We start from the raw sequence: 16,383 nt of genomic DNA, 5'->3' as shown, positions 1-16,383 counted from the left end.
CAATCCCCGCGATATCCTGGTTCAAACCCAGGCCGAGTCTCTCACCGCCGGTCCTGTTCATCCCTTCTGCAGCACCGCCGACAACGCTGGACCATCGTTCAGGATCGAAAAAACCTCCCGCGACGACAGATGGGCAGCCGCCTGCTCGAAGCTATCGCTCGCATCGACCTTGGCGCGGCCAACCACCAGGTTGGCGTCGATCGTGTCGGGCCGGGCGGCGCGAGGAGGTGACTGCTGCGCGAGGTGGAAGGCCAGGAGCGCGGCGTCTTCGCGCAGCTCCACCAAGGCCGGTCTTATGCCTACATCGATCGACCCGCTCAATTCGTTCGCTCGACGCAAGACGAGAGGCGGTTCTCTTTCCTCCGGCGTGGCAAACAATTTGCCGGAGGCGGGTGCGGCAGTCAGCGCCCCTATGGGAACGGCGAACAGGAGCCCCACGATGACCGGCGACATCCAGAGCAGAAGGGGCAGCGAAACGGCGTAGGCGCTTGCAGCCATCACGACGCCGCACGCGGTCGGAACGCCGTATTTCCGATAGAGCTCGCGGCGCTCCACCGTGCCGTCGTCGCGCCTCTGCGTCTGCCAGCCCGCATCGCGGCCGGCCAGAATCTCGACGACGGCGATCGACTGAAAGATCATCATCACGGGCGCCATCAACGCGGATACGACGATCTCCGCGAATACCCCGGCCGAAGCACGCAACGCGCCGCCGAATTGCCCACGCGCCGATCGCCGCATCCACACGAGGACAAGGCTGAGCAGCTTCGGCAACAGCAACAGGCCCATGGTGGCGACGAACACCCAGATGGCGAGCACGGGATCCTGGGCCGGCCAGGTCGGAAACAACGAGAAGCCTTTGGGGAAATACTCCGGACGCACGAAGCGCGCTTGCAGCGATATCAGCATTCCCAGCAGCAGGAACAGCAGCCATAGCGGCGCCGTCAGATAGGCCCCGATGCCCACCATGAAATGCAGGCGCGACACCCAATGGAGACCTCGCGCTGGGACCACGGCCAGATGCTGAAGATTGCCCTGACACCAACGCCGGTCGCGCGCGGCGAAATCGAGCAGCGAAGGCGGCACCTCTTCGTAGCTTCCACTGAGCGTCGGCAGCATGTAGATGCCCCACCCGGCCCGCCGCATCAGCGCGGCCTCGACGAAATCATGGCTGAGGATGTGCCCGCCGAACGGCTTCCGTCCTCGGAGCTGCGGCAGCGCGGCCGCTTCTGCGAACGCCTTCACTCTGATGATCGCGTTGTGTCCCCAGTAGTTGCCTTCCGAGCCGTGCCACCAGGCGACCCCGGCGGCGATCAGCGGACCGTAAAGGCGGCCCGCGAATTGCTGGACGCGGCTGAACAGGCTTCGCGCGTTGACGATCATAGGAAGCGTCTGGACCAGCCCGGCGGTCGGATTGGTCTCGATGGCATGGACCAATCGGACGACGGTCTGCCCGCTCATGAGACTGTCGGCGTCGAGCACAATTATGAAGTCGTAGCCGGCGCCGAAACGGTTGATCCACTCGGAGATGTTGCCGGCCTTGCGCGCTGTGTTGTCGGCGCGGTGACGATAGTACAGCCGCGGCGTTCCGACGGCCTGTCGCAATGCAAGCAACGCCTTCTCCTCGGCGATCCAGATGTCGGGATCAGTGCTGTCGCTCAGAACGAACCAGTCGAACAGATTTCCTCGCGAGGTTGCCTCCAAGGACTCGATGATCGCACGCAGCCGGGCCGTCAATCGGTGCGGGTCCTCGTTGTAGGTGGGAAGCAGCATGGCTGTGCGGCTTGCGATGACAGGCAATTCCGCACCAGGCGCGAAGGCGTCCCCGTCCGAACGTTGCGCCAGCAGCACGAAGAATCCCGCGACGGCGGACGCGAACGAAAAGGCGACCCAAGCGAGCAGGACAAGGAAGAGCGCCAGCACCATGGCTTCGAGGACGGTGACGCCGCCGACCTCCAGCACGCGATACATCTCATATCCCCCCGCCCCCGTGAGCGCCGCCGTGCAAAAGAGGATGAGACCGCGTCGCCAAGCCATCGTGGTGGCGACCGGCGCAGGGACGCGGTCCGGCACCCGGTCTTTGCCGAGATCGCCAGGCGCCATGGGAAGGGGAGACTCGCGCGGCAGCAGACGTTCCGTCGCGATATCGCCGGCAACCGGCCGCGGGGCCGTGCTCAGGGTGCCCATCGGTAGACCCAGACTTCCGACAAAGGCTTGTCGCCTTCGGCCAGAAACGCGCGTAGCTCGATCGGCTCGCCCTTGACCTGACACTGGAAGCTCAGCCGCCAGCCCCCGGTGTAGGGGTTGGGCTGCGTGACGATGTTCTTCACTTCCGACTTGTCAGCCGTCACCACACCTTTTACGCCCGCAGGGTCGATGCCTTTCAAGTTGTCGCCGACCAGATCGAGAACGAAGAGGCGGGCGTCTTCGCCCCTCGCGCCGATGCCGGTGCGCGTGAAGCGGGCGAGCGAATGCGGTTTGGGATTGTCCGGTCCCCAATGCAGCCGATAGGTGTAGTTGTGTTCATCCTTGGCTTGCAGCGGGTTCTTAGGCCGCCAGAATGCGGCAATGTTGTCGTGGACCTCCTCCTTGGTCGGGATCTCGAACAGCATGACCCCGCCCTCGCCCCAGTCCCCGATCGGCTCCATCCAGAGACTGGGACGTTTTTCGAAGCTGGATTCGATGTCCTGATAAGCAAAGAAGTTTCTCTCCCGCTGCATCAACCCAAACCCGCGGGGATTGATATCTTGAAAGGTGCTGATCTGGAGGTCTCGGGGATTGCTGAGCGGCCGCCAGAGGCTTTCGCCCTTCCCGTTGAAGATCGCAAGGCCGTCGGAATCGTGGACGGACGGACGGAAATCGTCGATGTCGTTGCGGTCGTTCGGACCGTAGAAGAACATGCTGGTCATCGGCGCGAGCCCGACCCGCGGCACTTCGACACGCGGATAGACCGACATTTCGACGTCGAACACCGTCGTGTCCCCCGGCCGAACGGTGAATCGGTAGCTCGCCGCACAGCTTTTGCTGTCGAGCAAAGCATGGATAACCAGCGCAGTCGCACCAGGGGCAGGCCGCTCCAGCCAGAAGGCCTTGAAGAGCGGAAATTCCTCGCCCTTGGCTTCGCCCGTATCGATCGAAAGACCCCGAGCGGAAAGCCCATACGTCTGTCCCTTGGCGACGGCGCGGAAGTAACTCGCGCCCAGAAAGACGCAGACCTCGTCGTAGTAATCGGCCCGGTTCATCGGCGCGTGAATTCGGAAGCCGGCGAACCCCAGATCGGCGTCCTCGAACCCTGGAACTTTGTCGCCGAAGGAGAAGTCCGCCTTGCGATACTTGATCTCGGTGGCCTTTCCGTCCGCGACCTCGAAGATGTTCACCCGGCTCTTGTAGAAGAACCCTCGATGGAAGAACTGCGCTTCGAACGGGAGATTCTTGCCGCGCCAGAGCGCGCGCTCGGGCAGGAAGCGGATCGAACGGTACTGATCGTAGTCAAGATCCTTCAAGCCGCTCGGCAGCTTCTCGTCGGGCGCCTCGTACGATTTGCTCGCCAGCATACGGGCGAGGTCCCTCACGTTGGATGGCTCGAATGCGCTCTCCGACGGACCAATGGCGGCGAATCCGCTCCGCGAGGCGAGCAGCAACGCCGGCAGCACTGCCGACCCTCGAACAAGCTGGCGTCGATTCACGGATCCTCCTACTCGCTACTGCTACCGCGGCCAAGCAACGACCGCCGCGCCCGCGAGTTCCACCGCCGGCCATCACTGGCCAGACAAGAAGTGAGCACCGGCCCAATCACAAGGAAAAGCAGCCGAAATTCAGAGATCCGGCCCTGACCTAAGATCCGTGAGGGCATCGCGGAACGTCTTGGCTTCGGGGAGTCTTGGCTTCGGGGAGCCTTGTCTGGTCGGAGGATGAAATGGCGCGAGTCTGGAATACACCGATCCTCGCTATCGCTACCGCCTATTTTGCCATCGATGCGCTGTTCTCGGCCGTCACGGGACCGATCACCGCGTGGCTGAGCAAGAAGAGGTTGCTGGAACGTGCTCGTCGCTGGGTCATGTCCTTGGGGCCCTATCAATCCTTCGCGCTGTTTGCGGTACCCTTGATCATTTTGGAGCCCGCAAAGCCCCTGAGCGCCTATCTGCTCGGTACCGGCCATTTTCTGCCCGGAGCCATCGTCTTCATCGGCGCGGAAGTCCTGAAGCTGACCGTTGTCGAAAGACTTTTTCAGCTGAACAAGGAAAAGCTCCTGTCGATCCCTCTCTTTTCGTGGGGCCACGGGTACTGGCGACGTATGATGGATTTTCTGGAGTCTACCTCGGCATGGCGGACCTCTCGCCGAGCCCTCTGCGAGGCTTTGGAGCGGATCCGAACTCTGAAGTCGCGACTGCGATCCCAACTCCGCTCTGCCGAAGGGAAAATCAGGGGAGCAAGGGTGCCCTCGCCGCGCCGAGATGCTCGGCAGCGGCCCGCACGCAGGCTCCATGCTTTCGACGACAATAGGTGAATCCCGAGGCATCGATCGACTGTCTCACCTTGTAGCCTTGCGGCGCTCAGTCGGGCGCACACCTGCGGTACTGTCACAGTCGTCGTGTCGTCTGCGAGGATCGAGGCCGATCAGAACATTCATTTCGTCGATGAAGGCAGACGATCCGCCCGTTGATCGTCGTGGTCGCAGGCGCCCCGTTGTCTTGTCCGCAGTTCAAAGCGGCTTGGGCAATCGCGCAGCAGCTGCTGCGATGAAGGGTTGATCTCTTTGACGCAAAACTCGACATACTCGCTCGTCAAAGCAATCTGTTGGCGCGTTCATAAGATCCGCCTTATCGGACGAACGGAAGTTTGATTGGAGCTTCAGTCAGCTGCGAGCCCAAGGCGTCGGCTAGAGAGGATCTCTCGCTGGGGTTTGAGATGACACTCACGCCACGAACATACGAACGCCATGCCAGGGCTTATCGACTGCCAAAACCAGACCAGGCACGGTGCTGTCCCTGGAAAATCCCTGGTTGGTTGCTCCAAGGCAAAGGCCGAAGCCTCGTGTCAGACACAAGATCATCGGGGTTCCGAGCATATATTTGTCAGGTCCCTGAGCCGCGGAAACCGACTGTCCTTGTCCGAAAGAACAGCACTCGCGAGTGGTAGCGGCCACTCGATCCCGAGGTCGGGATCGCTCCAGAGAATGCCCCTGTCGCAGTCGGGTGCATAATAATCGGTGACCTTGTAAAGGACCTCCGTATTCTCTTCGAGCGTCATGAAGCCATGCGCAAAGCCTGCAGGCACCAGAAGTTGGCTCCATGTCTCCGCTGAAATCACAGCGCTCACATGCTGGCCATAGGTCGGTGAGTTGGCGCGGATATCGACGGCAACATCAAAGATGACGCCGCGTACCACGCGCACAAGCTTTGCTTGCGCGCGCGGCGGGATCTGAAAATGTAGCCCGCGCACGGTGCCTGTCGCAGCCGAAAACGAGTGGTTGTCCTGCACGAAGTCAAGATCAAGGCCATGTTCCTGCAAGGCGCGCCTATTCCAGGTCTCGGAAAAGAAGCCTCGATGATCACTGAGTTTCGGCGTCCGGATGAGCTTCACCTCCGGGATGGCAAGGGACTGGATTTCGACTGTCATGGGAATTCCTTTCAATGGCATTGAATACGACCGCGGTGTTCTCCATGAACCGTGTAAGCGCGGGCGATTACCAACTGATGGCAAGCTGGCGGACCGATAGGAACGGGGGGAAGCGGCTTTGAGGCGATAGCCGAACACAGTTAGGCTGCAGGCGCCCAAGCTCATGTCGGAAGCTGCTCAATCAAATCTTGTTCGCGATCACTGCCAACAGCATTGCGAGATTTGCGAGCGGCGTCTGCCGGTAAACTCCGGATCGCCAAAAGTTCCACAAGCGTCGCGGAAGGTTTTCCGCTAGGCGCATCTCAATGAATCTCTCGAGAACACTCACGTTCTCCTCGGTGATGCGGTGTGATAGGTGGTGCTGCAGTACCCTGATATTGAGGGAATTCCAAACCCGCCACTGCCCCGCAAAAATCTTCTTCGCGCGATGAACGGCGGCTTGAAGACCCAAATTCGACCCAACCAAATTGTCCCGATGCTGACGATACCTCACGGAAGGTGTCTGATCATAGAAGACCGTCCCGCCCGCTGCAGAGACTGTAAGATAAGTCATCCAGTCACGGGCGACAACGATCTCGTCTGGCACATGCCGGAGTAGGTCGCCGGCAAGCCGATTGAAAACCATAGTGTTTCCCCCGCCGACATTTTGGACAAGCGCGTTTCGAAAGCTCGGAGGACGTTTGAATGCGGTCGAATAGCCAAGATGGTGCCCTGCTTCATCAATCAGTTCAGTTCGCGAACAGTAGAGCGCGGGCTGGTCGCGCGGCACAGTGCGCAGCATGCTGATCGCCCGGTCGAGCTTTTCGGCATACCAAATGTCATCCTGATCGCTGAAGGCGAAATAGTCCGCTTCAATTTTGCCGTCGCACAACAGGCTTAAGAAGTTGGCTGCAGCTCCCGTGCGAGGGCCACAGCGCAGGGTCACTTCCTGCGACACGCCTCCCGCGAAGTCTTGAATGATTTCGCGGGTTTGATCGCTGGATCCGTCATCCGAGACATGGACGGACCAGTTGGGGTGCGTCTGCAGGGCGTATGATTGGAGCTGTTCGGACAGGAACCGCGCGCCATTCCTGACGGCAAGCAGGATCGCGACGTGGGAGTGATACGTGTTTGGATCGCTTACAACAGCGGAAGCCAGGCGGCCATCTCTCATAAACGTGGCCCGCTTGCGCTTGCGATCATCTGTCTAGATTCGTCTCTCAGTGGAGTTGCCGCCAACGCCGGACATAATTGCCTCGGAACGCAGCCACCTGTCTTCACCGAACGCCCGTCGCGACGCAATCGCCGACGCACGCGAGGCGTCCCTCTCACACCCAACATTCGCAGCACTATCGAAGGCGGGACAACAGCGAGATCAACTCGCCCTGTCGCTTGGTCGCGGTCCGCACAAACACGGCCTTGAGGTGATTGCGAGCTGTCCCCGGGGCAATGTTCATTTCCCGGGCGAGCTCCTTTAGCGATTTTCCCATGACGAGGAGTCGTGCGAGATGTGCTTGAGCGCGCGTCAAGCCGAAGATCTCCATGAGGGACACTTGAGAAATGACGGGCACCTCATTGAGGTCCGTCAAGAGAAGAAGAGCGCCGGTGTCGCAAGCTGAGCTTCGGCAGTTCCAATCTTGCCAGATGGCTTCGATAACGATCGGTCGACGGATAGAACGATGGATCACGACCTGCGAAGAGAATATTTTTTGCGAGTCGGACGCCAGTCGGACCCGATTCAGCAACTCCTCCAATTTGAGGCGCGATTGCTGATCGGTGACATAAAGACGGCGCGCCCGTACGAAGAGCTCGCCGTCAAAGAGCTTCGAAGCCTTGGCGCTCACAGCCAGCACAGAGCCGTTTCGATCCATCCAAATGGCTGGACAGTTGATAACGTCGAGCACGCTGATGATGCTCGAATGCTCCTCTGAATCCACGGAGGACTGACAGACCGCCGCTCTTCCTGCGCACAAATCAAGCATTTCAACTCTACGCGTCGTTGGCCATGAGCAAACCTCCAAGCTTGCCTACAACCTGACGCTACGTGCGATTCAAGCGATTTCCGACAATGAGCGGAGCCTTGTCCGAATCTGCGGCCTAACGAGAAGGAAGTTTGCCATTGGCAATGGTCCCAATGCGGAACAACGGCGCGAGTGCCACGTTTGACCACTCGTTCCGTTTTCCGCCTCGCCATGTCCCGAGAGAATTTTGCACTAAAGCGCGATGAGATTAGATGAATCATCGTCGGGCTTTAGGTTGTTGTTTGAGCATAACCTCCGCGCAAACGCGGTCCGCTGATGTCGCGAGGGAAAACCACTCGATACTTTGCGCTAACGCGGCCCTTCGGGGCCGGATCGTGCTATACCTGAGACAAGATGGCTTCAAGAACGAATGCCGGATCTTGGTTGCGTGCAATCCCGACTTACTGCCGCGCGTGCTGCTTTTATCAGCCTCGGACTAATCCGCGATGCGAACGGCTTTGGCTGCGGCGCAGCGATCACCCGCCTGAAGGCCGGCACGGCTTTGTTGGCACGGGCCTTTCCAGATCGGCTAAGACAGCAAACCGACGTTTGTCACACTTTGTCTTGACCGTTTTCTTGGCCGTTGTTTTGGCCGTTATCTTGGCCGTTTCCTGGCGCATGAAGCGAACGACATCCTGCGGCGCGAGCTGGCGACGCAGTGCCGCTCGCAGGGCGCCGAGACCGAATGCACGCAGGTCCTCGTTGAAGTCGCCCATCCGCGGAGACAGGGCAAGTGCCTCAATCCCCGCCGCTGCGGCGCGTTCGGTCAATGCCGCGAGCGCCATGTCGCCCGCGGCATCGGCGTCGTGGGCGATGTAGAGCCGGCGCAGCGTCAGTGGCAGCAGAAGGGCGGCAAGGTGGTTGGCGGAGAGTGCGGCAGTCATCGGCATGGCAGGCAGTGCGCTGCGCAGCGACAGCATCGTCTCGATGCCTTCGCCGACAGCGAGGATGTCGTCGGCCGTGCCAAAGCGGACGCCATGGCCGAGGAGACCGCCGAGGGCCCGCCGCGGCGTGTCGACCGGCGCCTTGCCAAAGCCGTCCGGCGCAAGCCAAGTGCGATGCGCGCCGGTGATGACGCCGGAAAGATCTGTGACGGCGGCAATCATCGCCGGCCACGTCTCAATCGTCGAACCGTCATCCGGACGATAGTAGCAGCGCGGATGAAAGCGCAACGCACCCGCATCGTGAACAGCGTTGATGCCGCGATTGCGCAGGTAGGCCTCAACGAGCGTCCGGCGGATCGGCCGCGACATGGCGATCAGCCGCTGTGCTGCTTCCCGCGATCCCTCAGGGACCGGTGTTTGCGCAGGTTTTGGGCTGCGGCGCGGTTCTGCGCGCGGCAGGCTCAGAAAACGCCGCGCCTCCTTGGCGACATCGCGAAAGTCGATGAATCCGCAGCTCTCGCGGATCACATCGAGGAGGTCGCCATATTCGGCCGAGGCGGCATCGGTCCAATGCCCGGCGGCACCGGGACCGGATTCGGGCCCGCTAAGCCGGACGAACATCGACCGGCCGGGAGTATTGCGGACGTCGCCCACCATCCAGTAGCGACCTTGGCGCCGCCCGTTGGATAGGTACTGCTGGCATACTGCCTCAGCCTCGCGGGCGAGGCGGCGCGCCAGCTCGGAAGCGTCGCGGGGCATCACGCAACCCTCCGCAGCGCGCCGGGATTATGTTGCACAGAGGCTGTCGATCGTCTGCGGGACAGTCCCCAATCGCAAATGCGCAACATGATCCGCCGCGCAACGTATTCAGTCCATTTGCCGGCCGGCCTGCCAACCGTGTTCTTCATGGCGAAAACAATCACTCCGTCTAAGGCGGAGCCCAACCATTCGACGATCCGACTGGCGCGCGAAAGCTTCTCGCAACGCTCATCGGTGCGCAGCGTGGTATGGGTCGCAAAAGGGATGCCCTCGGCGAGCCGGATCGGCGTGCCCTGGCGGGCGAGCTCAAATGGGGTTGGCGTCGAGAACCGCCGAAGCACTTGGCTTTCCTCCGGGCGACGCGTATGAGTGGGAAGAAGGCTCGCGATTTTCGAGAGCATGGGCAACATGGCAGTCGGCGACCCACCGTTGGCGCGGATGGCCGGCCCATACTTGCGAAGGAATAGAACTGTTGCCGCCTCGTAGGCGTCATAGGCGGTTTTCCGATCCCAGGAGCCGGCAGCGCCGGTGGCGCCGAACGAATATTCCAGGGCGCTACGAAAAATTTTCGCACAGATGAGAAGGCCGCGCTCAAGATTGGGGAGCAGAAGCCGCACGGCATGAAGGACGGAAGAGGCTGATGCGAGCGATGAGTTGGCGGTACCATCCGCCTTACGATCTGATGGCTTGAACATGTTGGAAGACCTGAGGAGAGCGAATGCGGGTTGAGCCGCCGGCGCTCTCTCTTGATCCGACAGGCTCAAACCTGCCTTCGCCTGCTCTGCCTCTTCATCACTGCAAGCTGCACCAGCGCCGGCGGACAAGGCCAGGCGCGCATTGGCGCAGTCCGGAAGAGCTTATGAAGAAGTGCGAGGGACGGGAGCCCCGTCCCTCGTCGTCGCCTCACTCTGCGGCAACGATTTTCGGTAAGTCGTCCTCGCTCCGCGAAGCGTCTCCATCACCGCAATCGATGAGCAATTGTGGCAGAACATGAGAACAGGCCAAGCGTGTGTCCGTCCCAAGTAGCAAACCCCGGCATCGCTGCCGGGGTTTCGCATTTCGTGGCGGCGCGACGCGGCTGGATCAGAAGTCCATGCCACTGGCGCAGGCGACCTGATTCTCCAGCTCTTCGATATCATTCTTTTCCATCTTCACGTCCCGGCGCTGTGCCGAGTCTTTTCCGCTCGGCTTGCCTTCCCGCACTTTGCGGGACCCCGCCTCCGCCGCGAAGAGCGAAGGAGGCAAGGGCGCGACTGGGAACGGATGAATCTCGCGGGACAAAGCGCTCGTTCATCTCAACATCCACATCGGGACCGGTTTTTCTGAAGAGGCTCGACGGAAAGCGGCGGACGCATTCGCCGACCGGCTCACGGAATTGCTCTCCCGTTCCTCGCGGCGATTCCTGTGGCTATCTCTGTCGAAGTAACCGAGCTGGATGTGAAGGTACGGGTCAACAGGAGCAACGTTCGCGAAATATTGGAGCGCCACACCGAGGCGGCTCACTAGCGGCGGCCTAGTCTAGATGCCGCGGGCTCCGAAGAAACCGGCCTGAGCCTTTCAGCTTCCGTCAGCCGGTGAAGACAACGGTTTTCTTGCCATTGAGCATCACGCGATCCTCGAGGTGATGACGAACGGCGCGAGCGAGCACACGCCGTTCGATGTCGCGCCTTTGCGGACGAGATCGTCAGGTGCGTCGCGATGCGAGATCCGTTCGATGTCCTGCTCAATGATCGGTGCATCGTCGAGATCGGAGGTGACGTAATGCGCCATCGCACCGATTAGCTTGACGCCTCGCTCATGCGCCTGGTGGTAAGGCTTGGCGCCCTTGAACCCCGAAAACCCGTCAGACAATATCTGCATGTAACGCGCAAGCACGACAAGGTCCGTCTTGGTTTTCTGTACGAGCTCCCAAATCTGCGCCTCCTGCTCCATCTTCGTCTGTTTCGTGACCGGCAAACGGTGGAACGGCAGATGGTGGAACGGCAGATCGCCGAGATCGGTCGAAGCCAGATGCTCGCGGCCATGATTCGAAACGATCGCAGCTATCTCGATCGGGAGCTCACCGATGCGCCAGCGATAGAGCAGATTGGCCAGACAATCATCGAACTTGGAGACCAGCAGCATCACCCGCGCCCTTGCGGAACGCTCCCGCGAGCTGGCCATGGCATTTCTCGTGCTCTCGTTGTTGCGGATGATGCGCAGTTTGACATGGAGCCGCAACTACCGTTTGACGGCATTTGCGGTGGCAACGATCATGTAAGCGGAAGGTTATCCCGGCAGCATCCGCTGCATCACCCGATCACGGTAGACGAAGATATGCGCGAGCGCGGCGGCGACGTGAATGCCGATAGTGACGAGGAGCGCCCATTCCATCGCCTGGTGCAGGCCATCGATTGTCCGGCCTGCTGCTGCATTGTCGGACGCCAGCATCGGCAGCGGCATGAGATAGAAGAACGAGAGGGACCAGCCGCGGAAGGAGGCGAATAGCCAGCCGGAGATCGTTGTCGCAAGCACCAGTACATAAAGCAACCAGTGTACCGCTTCCGAACTCAAGCGCTGCCACGGCGGCAGTGAGCTTTCCGGCGCCACGGGGTGCGCAAGACGCCAGATCAGGCGGAGGGCTGTGAGAACGAGGACCGATATTCCGATCGAGACATGAAATGTCATCGCGGCGCCCGGCGTCGTGCCGCGGTGAATATCGGGCATCAGCCAGCCGATCGGATATTGCATGGCAAGGAAGGCAACGATGAGCCAGTGGAAGACTTTGGCTGGCGTGCCGTAATGCAGGCGGGATGTGATGGCCACGCTGGCAAACTCCGATCAGGGTTGAAAGTTTCTAGCGGCGGAATGCAAGAACGCGTTGACGGGCCCGCTCACCATCTCATTGGCATGGGGAACGCACAGCCGATGATGGTCTTGATCACGAAACGGTCAGATGCCGGTGTCAGGCCATAGCGACGCCGAACAGCAATAAGCGAAGTTTTTTCATGACCACGATTGCCTACGCCGCCCCGATCAATATCCCCACCCCGAGCACGATGGCGCCGCCGAGCACGATCTGGAACACGGCCTGAAGGAACGGCGTGTCCATATAGCGCGCGCGGATGAAGGCGATCGCCCACAATTCGAAGAACACGACGACGCAAGCAATCGCGGTGGCAATCCAGAACGCGTTCTGCCAGCTGTCGGGCACCAGATAGGGCATGGTGTGGCCGAGCCCGCCGAGCGCCGTCATCAAGCCGCAAGTGATGCCGCGCAGCCAGGGCGAGCCGCGGCCCGTGAGCGAGCCGTCGTCGGACAGCGCTTCTGCAAAGCCCATGCTGATGCCGGCGCCGATCGATGCGGCGAGTCCCACCAGAAACGTCTGCCAGTTCTGGTGCGTGGCGAAGGCGGCGGCGAACAGCGGCGCCAGCGTCGAGACCGAGCCGTCCATCAGACCGGCGAGGCCTGGCTGCACATACTGCAGCACGAACATGCGGCGGCGCGTGCGATCTTCTTCGGCGCGCACATCGGGACTGAGGATCTGGTCGGTCAGCCGCGTTGCGGTCTTCTCGTGGGCCTTCTCTGCTTCGGCAAGATCGCCCAGGAGGCGGCGCACGCCGACATCCTGGGCCTGTTCGGTCGCCTTGATGTAGAACCGCTCGGCTTGCAGCTCCATGGTCTCGACCTCTTTCCGGATCGTGTCGAGCGATAAGTTCTTGGTCAGCCAGATTGGTCGCCGGCGCAGGAAGCCCTTGACGTCCTCGCGTCGGATCGGCGGCAAATGCGGTCCGAAGCGCAGCTCATACATCTCCAACAGCATGTGGCGATGGCCGCGCTCCTCTTCGGCCATCTCCTCGAACAGCTTTGCCGAGTCCGGATAACGGTCTTTCAAATCCTCGGCGAAGGCCATGTAGATGCGGCTGTCCTCCTCCTCGGAAGCGATGGCAACCGCGAGCACCTCGCGTTCGGTTAGATCGGCGAAATTCTTCACGGAGGGACCTGTCTAACTTTAGAACGATTCTAAATCTGCTATAAGGCGCAATTCGTTCAGGGTCAATTCAGGCGAGAGCCCCGAAGTTTCGCGCAAATGAGACTTGCGGGAACCGTCTGTGGTTCTTCCCGTTCGACTTCATGCTGTGTGGATCAGGCGAGGACAATCGTGGACAAGGTCAAATACCGGTTGAACGATCCGCGGTTGGCGCCGAGGCGCACCAAGCTGGAAATTCCAGGCTGGGCCGGTCAGCGCGATCCGCGTGCCGATGGCTCGCGCGAGCAAGTGTGGCACTGCGTGCCGTTCTCGGAGGGCGCGCAATACGGCATCGAGCTGTTTTATCCCTATGATTTCGAACTGCACGTGACGACCCGCGATGGCCGGCTGGTCTTGGATGCCGACTGGGGCGAACCGCCGGAAGGCGGTGCAGCATGGCCGCCGTTTCGGAGTTTTGGCGACAACTTCTACACCTATCAGATCCTGCTCGATCTGAAGGTCGAGAGAGGAATGGCGATTCGCACCGAGCCGCATCCGCGGTTCTATACCGATCGCACCGATACCGTGCCTGTTGCCGTTCCCGCGCTCATCCGCAATTGGTGGCCGATGATGTTCTTTTGCGTTTTCAAGGCGCCGGCCGAAGGTCGTACCCACATCTTCAGGCCGAAAGAGCCGTTCGCGCAGGTGATCGTCCTTCCCGAAGAAGCGACGTTCGAGCTCGAGCCCATGGGCGAGGAGGAGTCGGCCGAGCGAGAGCTACAGGCGCGGCGGATCTATAACAGCCGCCCAAAGCTGGCGGCGGGCACCGAGTGGACCTCGTCGACAGACACCGTGTTCGACGGCACCTACCGGCATTTGCACCGCGCGGCGAAGGAAAAGGCCCGCAACAGCTACGGCTAATCACAAAAGCGAACAGGACCCGAAGGTCCTGTTCGCCGGCTCGGCTGACGCGCGGGGTTCAATAGTCCCGACGATAATAGAAGCTGTGATGGTGGTGATGATGGTGATGGTGGTAGTACCGCCGATACCGCGGCACCACCATGACCGGCGCATCATCATAGTAGCGATAGCGGCGATAGAAGCTGTGATGATGATGGTGGTGATGGTGATGATGATAGAACTGAGCGAGTTGAACGTTCTCGCTTGCCGTCACCGGGGGAGACTCATCGATGGCTTGCAGCAGGACCCCGGCGTTCGGAATCGGCTCCAGCAGGTCGGCATATGAATTTGCCTGCAAGACGTCGGCCGAGGCAGGCGTAGCGGAGCCGAGTGTCCCGAGCGCGGCAACCGCTCCCAATAATCCAACAATCTTCTTGTCCATGAGTCCTCTCCAGTGGTCGCCGGGCGCAATGCCGGTATCTCGGAACGTCAGATATTGCCAAACGTTCCCTGAACCCGGCATTAACGCTTCCTCGAGGCGATCAAGACAACTCGCATGAAGAATTGACCTGTCTCGGTATCGTCGAATTGCCGGGCGTCAAGGATATTGCACCCGGCATAAAACAGAAGAGTCGAGACCGGCGAGACAATACCCGGACTCTCGGAGGAGGATAAAACCGGGATCATGGAGCGAGCGAACTTAACCGTTGCCACCGGCGGCGGTCCTCTTGTCGTAGTTCAGAAGAAAGATCGTAGTGAAGAGCTGTGGACGGCCTTTCAATCTCCGCCGATCGCGACTCGGCAGCCGAACTCAGCGGCCGAAGCAGTGAACCAAGACCAGAAGCTGCCGGCCACGCTGCGTGCGACGAGGATCTCGAAAACGGCCCCTTCCGGTCCGTCCTCGGTTCGCCACAACTGTAGGCCGATATGCGCGAAGCTCGTCAGGGCAGTCGCGCCAACTGGGAAAGCGGAAGCGTGAAGGTCAACCATTGAGCCCTTCGCGAGAACCTCCCGGACTCGCGCGCCAGAGATGCGCAGCGCCGCGCGGGCGTGGCTTTGGTCGATTACGGCTGCATCCACTGAAAGCGAAGCAAGAAGATCAGGGAAATCTTGTCGATGTCGCGCCACTAGCAACCATTGACCCGGCCCTGCCCAGATCAATCCATGAGTGCTCGACCACACCGCGGAAGGCGTTCGTGGCAGCGCGAGACCGATCAGCCCCTTGGTCGCGCGCGCCAGGTCGGCTGGACCAGGCGCAGCGATCAAGGTCGCAAAGCCCATGTTGGCCAATGCCAATGCGGTCACGCCAGGCTTTTCGGTTGCACCGATCTGGCCGGCCTCGGCAATGCCGGACCAGGCGTCATGAGGGCGCCAGGTGGATGTCGCTGGCTCAGCCATGGAGACGGTCTCCTTCGGGATCGAGAAAGACGGGTGAGCAAATCTCAACCTCAATATCGCCGCTGCGAACCGGATCGACGGCGCGGATGCGCTCGCCGACGCGAGCCGGGCCGTTCTTGAGGAAGCCAAGACCGATCCAATGCTTCAGGTTCGGCGAATAGGCGACGGAGGTCATGTAGCCCTCATCGTTCTCCGTGTTCGCCGAACGTCCGATGCCGATGAAGTGCGCCCCGGCCCGCAGCCCCTGGCTGGAATCGACCGGGCGGAAGCCGACCAGGCTCGGGCGATCGGCCTCTACGAGTGCCTCCCGCTTTGCCATAAGCCGGCCGATAAAGTCCTTCTTGGACGACATCATCTTTCCGAGGCCCAGATCGCGCGCCGTGGTTTGACCATTGAGCTCGTTGCCGGCAACATGACCCTTCTCGATGCGCATGACGCCAAGCGCTTCGGTCCCGTACGGCGTTACCCCGCGCGGCTCGCCCGCCGCCATCAGCGCGCGCATCATCGCGTCACCGTAATCGGCCGGGACCGCGAGCTCATAGGCCAGCTCGCCCGAGAATGAGATCCGGAAGAGCCGCGCTGGCACGCCGCCGCCAACCGTAACCACACGGGCTGCGAGATAGGGGAAGGCCTCGTTCGAGATGTCGTACTCCGGATCGACCACACCGCGCAGGACTTCGCGCGATTTCAGTCCAGCGATCGCCACCTGTGCCCATTGCTCGGAGACCGAGATCATCCGCACGTCGAGCTCCGGCCAGAGCACCTGATGACAGAATTCGAGATGCTGCATCACCTTTCCCGCATTGGCGGTCGTGGTTGTCATCAGGAAGTGATTCTCCCCGAGGCGGGAGGTGGTGCCGTCGTCCATGACGAAGCC

At 61.0% G+C, this 16,383-nt stretch carries 14 protein-coding genes and 3 pseudogenes; 2 read left to right on the top strand and 15 right to left on the bottom strand.

The window, feature by feature from the left end:
- Nucleotides 1-57 precede the first annotated feature (57 nt).
- Nucleotides 58-2,184, bottom strand: coding sequence for a glucans biosynthesis glucosyltransferase MdoH (gene mdoH, locus SO156_RS39190; RefSeq protein WP_498538502.1), 2,127 nt, complete (start codon nucleotides 2,182-2,184; stop codon nucleotides 58-60).
- On the bottom strand, nucleotides 2,172-3,683 hold the full coding sequence (locus tag SO156_RS39185; protein WP_498538501.1) for a glucan biosynthesis protein G: 1,512 nt from the start codon (nucleotides 3,681-3,683) through the stop codon (nucleotides 2,172-2,174). The genes mdoH and SO156_RS39185 overlap by 13 nt, the downstream gene beginning before the upstream one ends.
- Before the next feature lie 194 nt (nucleotides 3,684-3,877).
- Between SO156_RS39185 and SO156_RS39180 the strand changes: the two genes are divergently transcribed.
- Nucleotides 3,878-4,504 carry a hypothetical protein gene (locus SO156_RS39180; RefSeq protein WP_498538500.1) on the top strand — a complete coding sequence of 209 codons (627 nt, stop codon included), beginning with the start codon at nucleotides 3,878-3,880 and terminating at the stop codon, nucleotides 4,502-4,504.
- Nucleotides 4,505-5,046: 542 nt separating this feature from the next.
- Here the strand turns inward: SO156_RS39180 and rfbC are convergent.
- The 9 genes and pseudogenes from rfbC to mbfA form a co-directional block, all read right to left on the bottom strand.
- The gene (gene rfbC, locus SO156_RS39175; RefSeq protein ID WP_498538499.1) at nucleotides 5,047-5,616 is read right to left on the bottom strand and encodes a dTDP-4-dehydrorhamnose 3,5-epimerase; all 570 of its coding nucleotides are present in this window, start codon (nucleotides 5,614-5,616) and stop codon (nucleotides 5,047-5,049) included.
- Nucleotides 5,617-5,797: 181 nt separating this feature from the next.
- Nucleotides 5,798-6,769 carry a glycosyltransferase family 2 protein gene (locus SO156_RS39170; RefSeq protein ID WP_498538498.1) on the bottom strand — a complete coding sequence of 324 codons (972 nt, stop codon included), beginning with the start codon at nucleotides 6,767-6,769 and terminating at the stop codon, nucleotides 5,798-5,800.
- A 175-nt stretch (nucleotides 6,770-6,944) separates the two neighbouring features.
- Nucleotides 6,945-7,532: a helix-turn-helix transcriptional regulator gene (locus SO156_RS39165; RefSeq protein WP_498538497.1), complete on the bottom strand. Its 588-nt coding sequence runs from the start codon at nucleotides 7,530-7,532 to the stop codon at nucleotides 6,945-6,947.
- Between the two features lie 560 nt (nucleotides 7,533-8,092).
- On the bottom strand, nucleotides 8,093-9,259 hold the full coding sequence (locus tag SO156_RS39160) for a DUF7146 domain-containing protein (protein WP_498538496.1): 1,167 nt from the start codon (nucleotides 9,257-9,259) through the stop codon (nucleotides 8,093-8,095).
- A gap of 131 nt (nucleotides 9,260-9,390) precedes the next feature.
- A pseudogene (locus SO156_RS39155) lies at nucleotides 9,391-9,954 on the bottom strand (strawberry notch-like NTP hydrolase domain-containing protein); the annotation flags it as partial.
- A gap of 388 nt (nucleotides 9,955-10,342) precedes the next feature.
- A complete protein-coding gene (locus SO156_RS39150; RefSeq protein ID WP_498538495.1) occupies nucleotides 10,343-10,540 on the bottom strand; it encodes a hypothetical protein in 198 nt (65 codons plus the stop codon).
- Nucleotides 10,541-10,826: 286 nt separating this feature from the next.
- Nucleotides 10,827-11,410: pseudogene (locus SO156_RS39145) on the bottom strand (formyltetrahydrofolate deformylase); the annotation flags it as partial.
- Between the two features lie 117 nt (nucleotides 11,411-11,527).
- The gene (locus tag SO156_RS39140) at nucleotides 11,528-12,058 is read right to left on the bottom strand and encodes a cytochrome b (RefSeq protein WP_498538518.1); all 531 of its coding nucleotides are present in this window, start codon (nucleotides 12,056-12,058) and stop codon (nucleotides 11,528-11,530) included.
- 202 nt (nucleotides 12,059-12,260) lie between these two features.
- Nucleotides 12,261-13,232, bottom strand: a complete 972-nt coding sequence (mbfA, locus tag SO156_RS39135; RefSeq protein ID WP_498538494.1) for an iron exporter MbfA — start codon at nucleotides 13,230-13,232, stop codon at nucleotides 12,261-12,263.
- A gap of 168 nt (nucleotides 13,233-13,400) precedes the next feature.
- Here mbfA and SO156_RS39130 point away from each other — a divergent pair, with 168 nt between their 5' ends.
- On the top strand, nucleotides 13,401-14,129 hold the full coding sequence (locus tag SO156_RS39130; protein ID WP_498538493.1) for a hypothetical protein: 729 nt from the start codon (nucleotides 13,401-13,403) through the stop codon (nucleotides 14,127-14,129).
- 58 nt (nucleotides 14,130-14,187) lie between these two features.
- Here the strand turns inward: SO156_RS39130 and SO156_RS39125 are convergent, their stop codons facing one another.
- The 4 genes and pseudogenes from SO156_RS39125 to SO156_RS39110 form a co-directional block, all read right to left on the bottom strand.
- On the bottom strand, nucleotides 14,188-14,550 hold the full coding sequence (locus SO156_RS39125; protein ID WP_498538492.1) for a hypothetical protein: 363 nt from the start codon (nucleotides 14,548-14,550) through the stop codon (nucleotides 14,188-14,190).
- Nucleotides 14,551-14,657: 107 nt separating this feature from the next.
- Nucleotides 14,658-14,795: pseudogene (purU, locus tag SO156_RS39120) on the bottom strand (formyltetrahydrofolate deformylase); the annotation flags it as partial.
- 90 nt (nucleotides 14,796-14,885) lie between these two features.
- A complete protein-coding gene (locus SO156_RS39115) occupies nucleotides 14,886-15,506 on the bottom strand; it encodes a sarcosine oxidase subunit gamma (RefSeq protein WP_498538491.1) in 621 nt (206 codons plus the stop codon).
- On the bottom strand, nucleotides 15,499-16,383 hold an 885-nt coding region (locus SO156_RS39110), incomplete at its 5' end, for a glycine cleavage T C-terminal barrel domain-containing protein (RefSeq protein WP_498538490.1). The genes SO156_RS39110 and SO156_RS39115, both read right to left, overlap by 8 nt.

The organism is Bradyrhizobium sp. UFLA05-125, assembly GCF_059803515.1.
This window is presented reverse-complemented; position numbering and strand designations above follow the sequence as displayed.

What these genes read in the sequence shown, in the direction of transcription:
- mdoH (WP_498538502.1), bottom strand. Translation starts at nt 2,184, where the DNA reads ATGGGCACCCTGAGCACGGCCCCGCGGCCGGTTGCCGGCGATATCGCG.
- rfbC (WP_498538499.1), bottom strand. Translation starts at nt 5,616, where the DNA reads ATGACAGTCGAAATCCAGTCCCTTGCCATCCCGGAGGTGAAGCTCATC.
- SO156_RS39170 (WP_498538498.1), bottom strand. Translation starts at nt 6,769, where the DNA reads ATGAGAGATGGCCGCCTGGCTTCCGCTGTTGTAAGCGATCCAAACACG.
- SO156_RS39160 (WP_498538496.1), bottom strand. Translation starts at nt 9,259, where the DNA reads ATGCCCCGCGACGCTTCCGAGCTGGCGCGCCGCCTCGCCCGCGAGGCT.
- SO156_RS39125 (WP_498538492.1), bottom strand. Translation starts at nt 14,550, where the DNA reads ATGGACAAGAAGATTGTTGGATTATTGGGAGCGGTTGCCGCGCTCGGG.
- SO156_RS39115 (WP_498538491.1), bottom strand. Translation starts at nt 15,506, where the DNA reads ATGGCTGAGCCAGCGACATCCACCTGGCGCCCTCATGACGCCTGGTCC.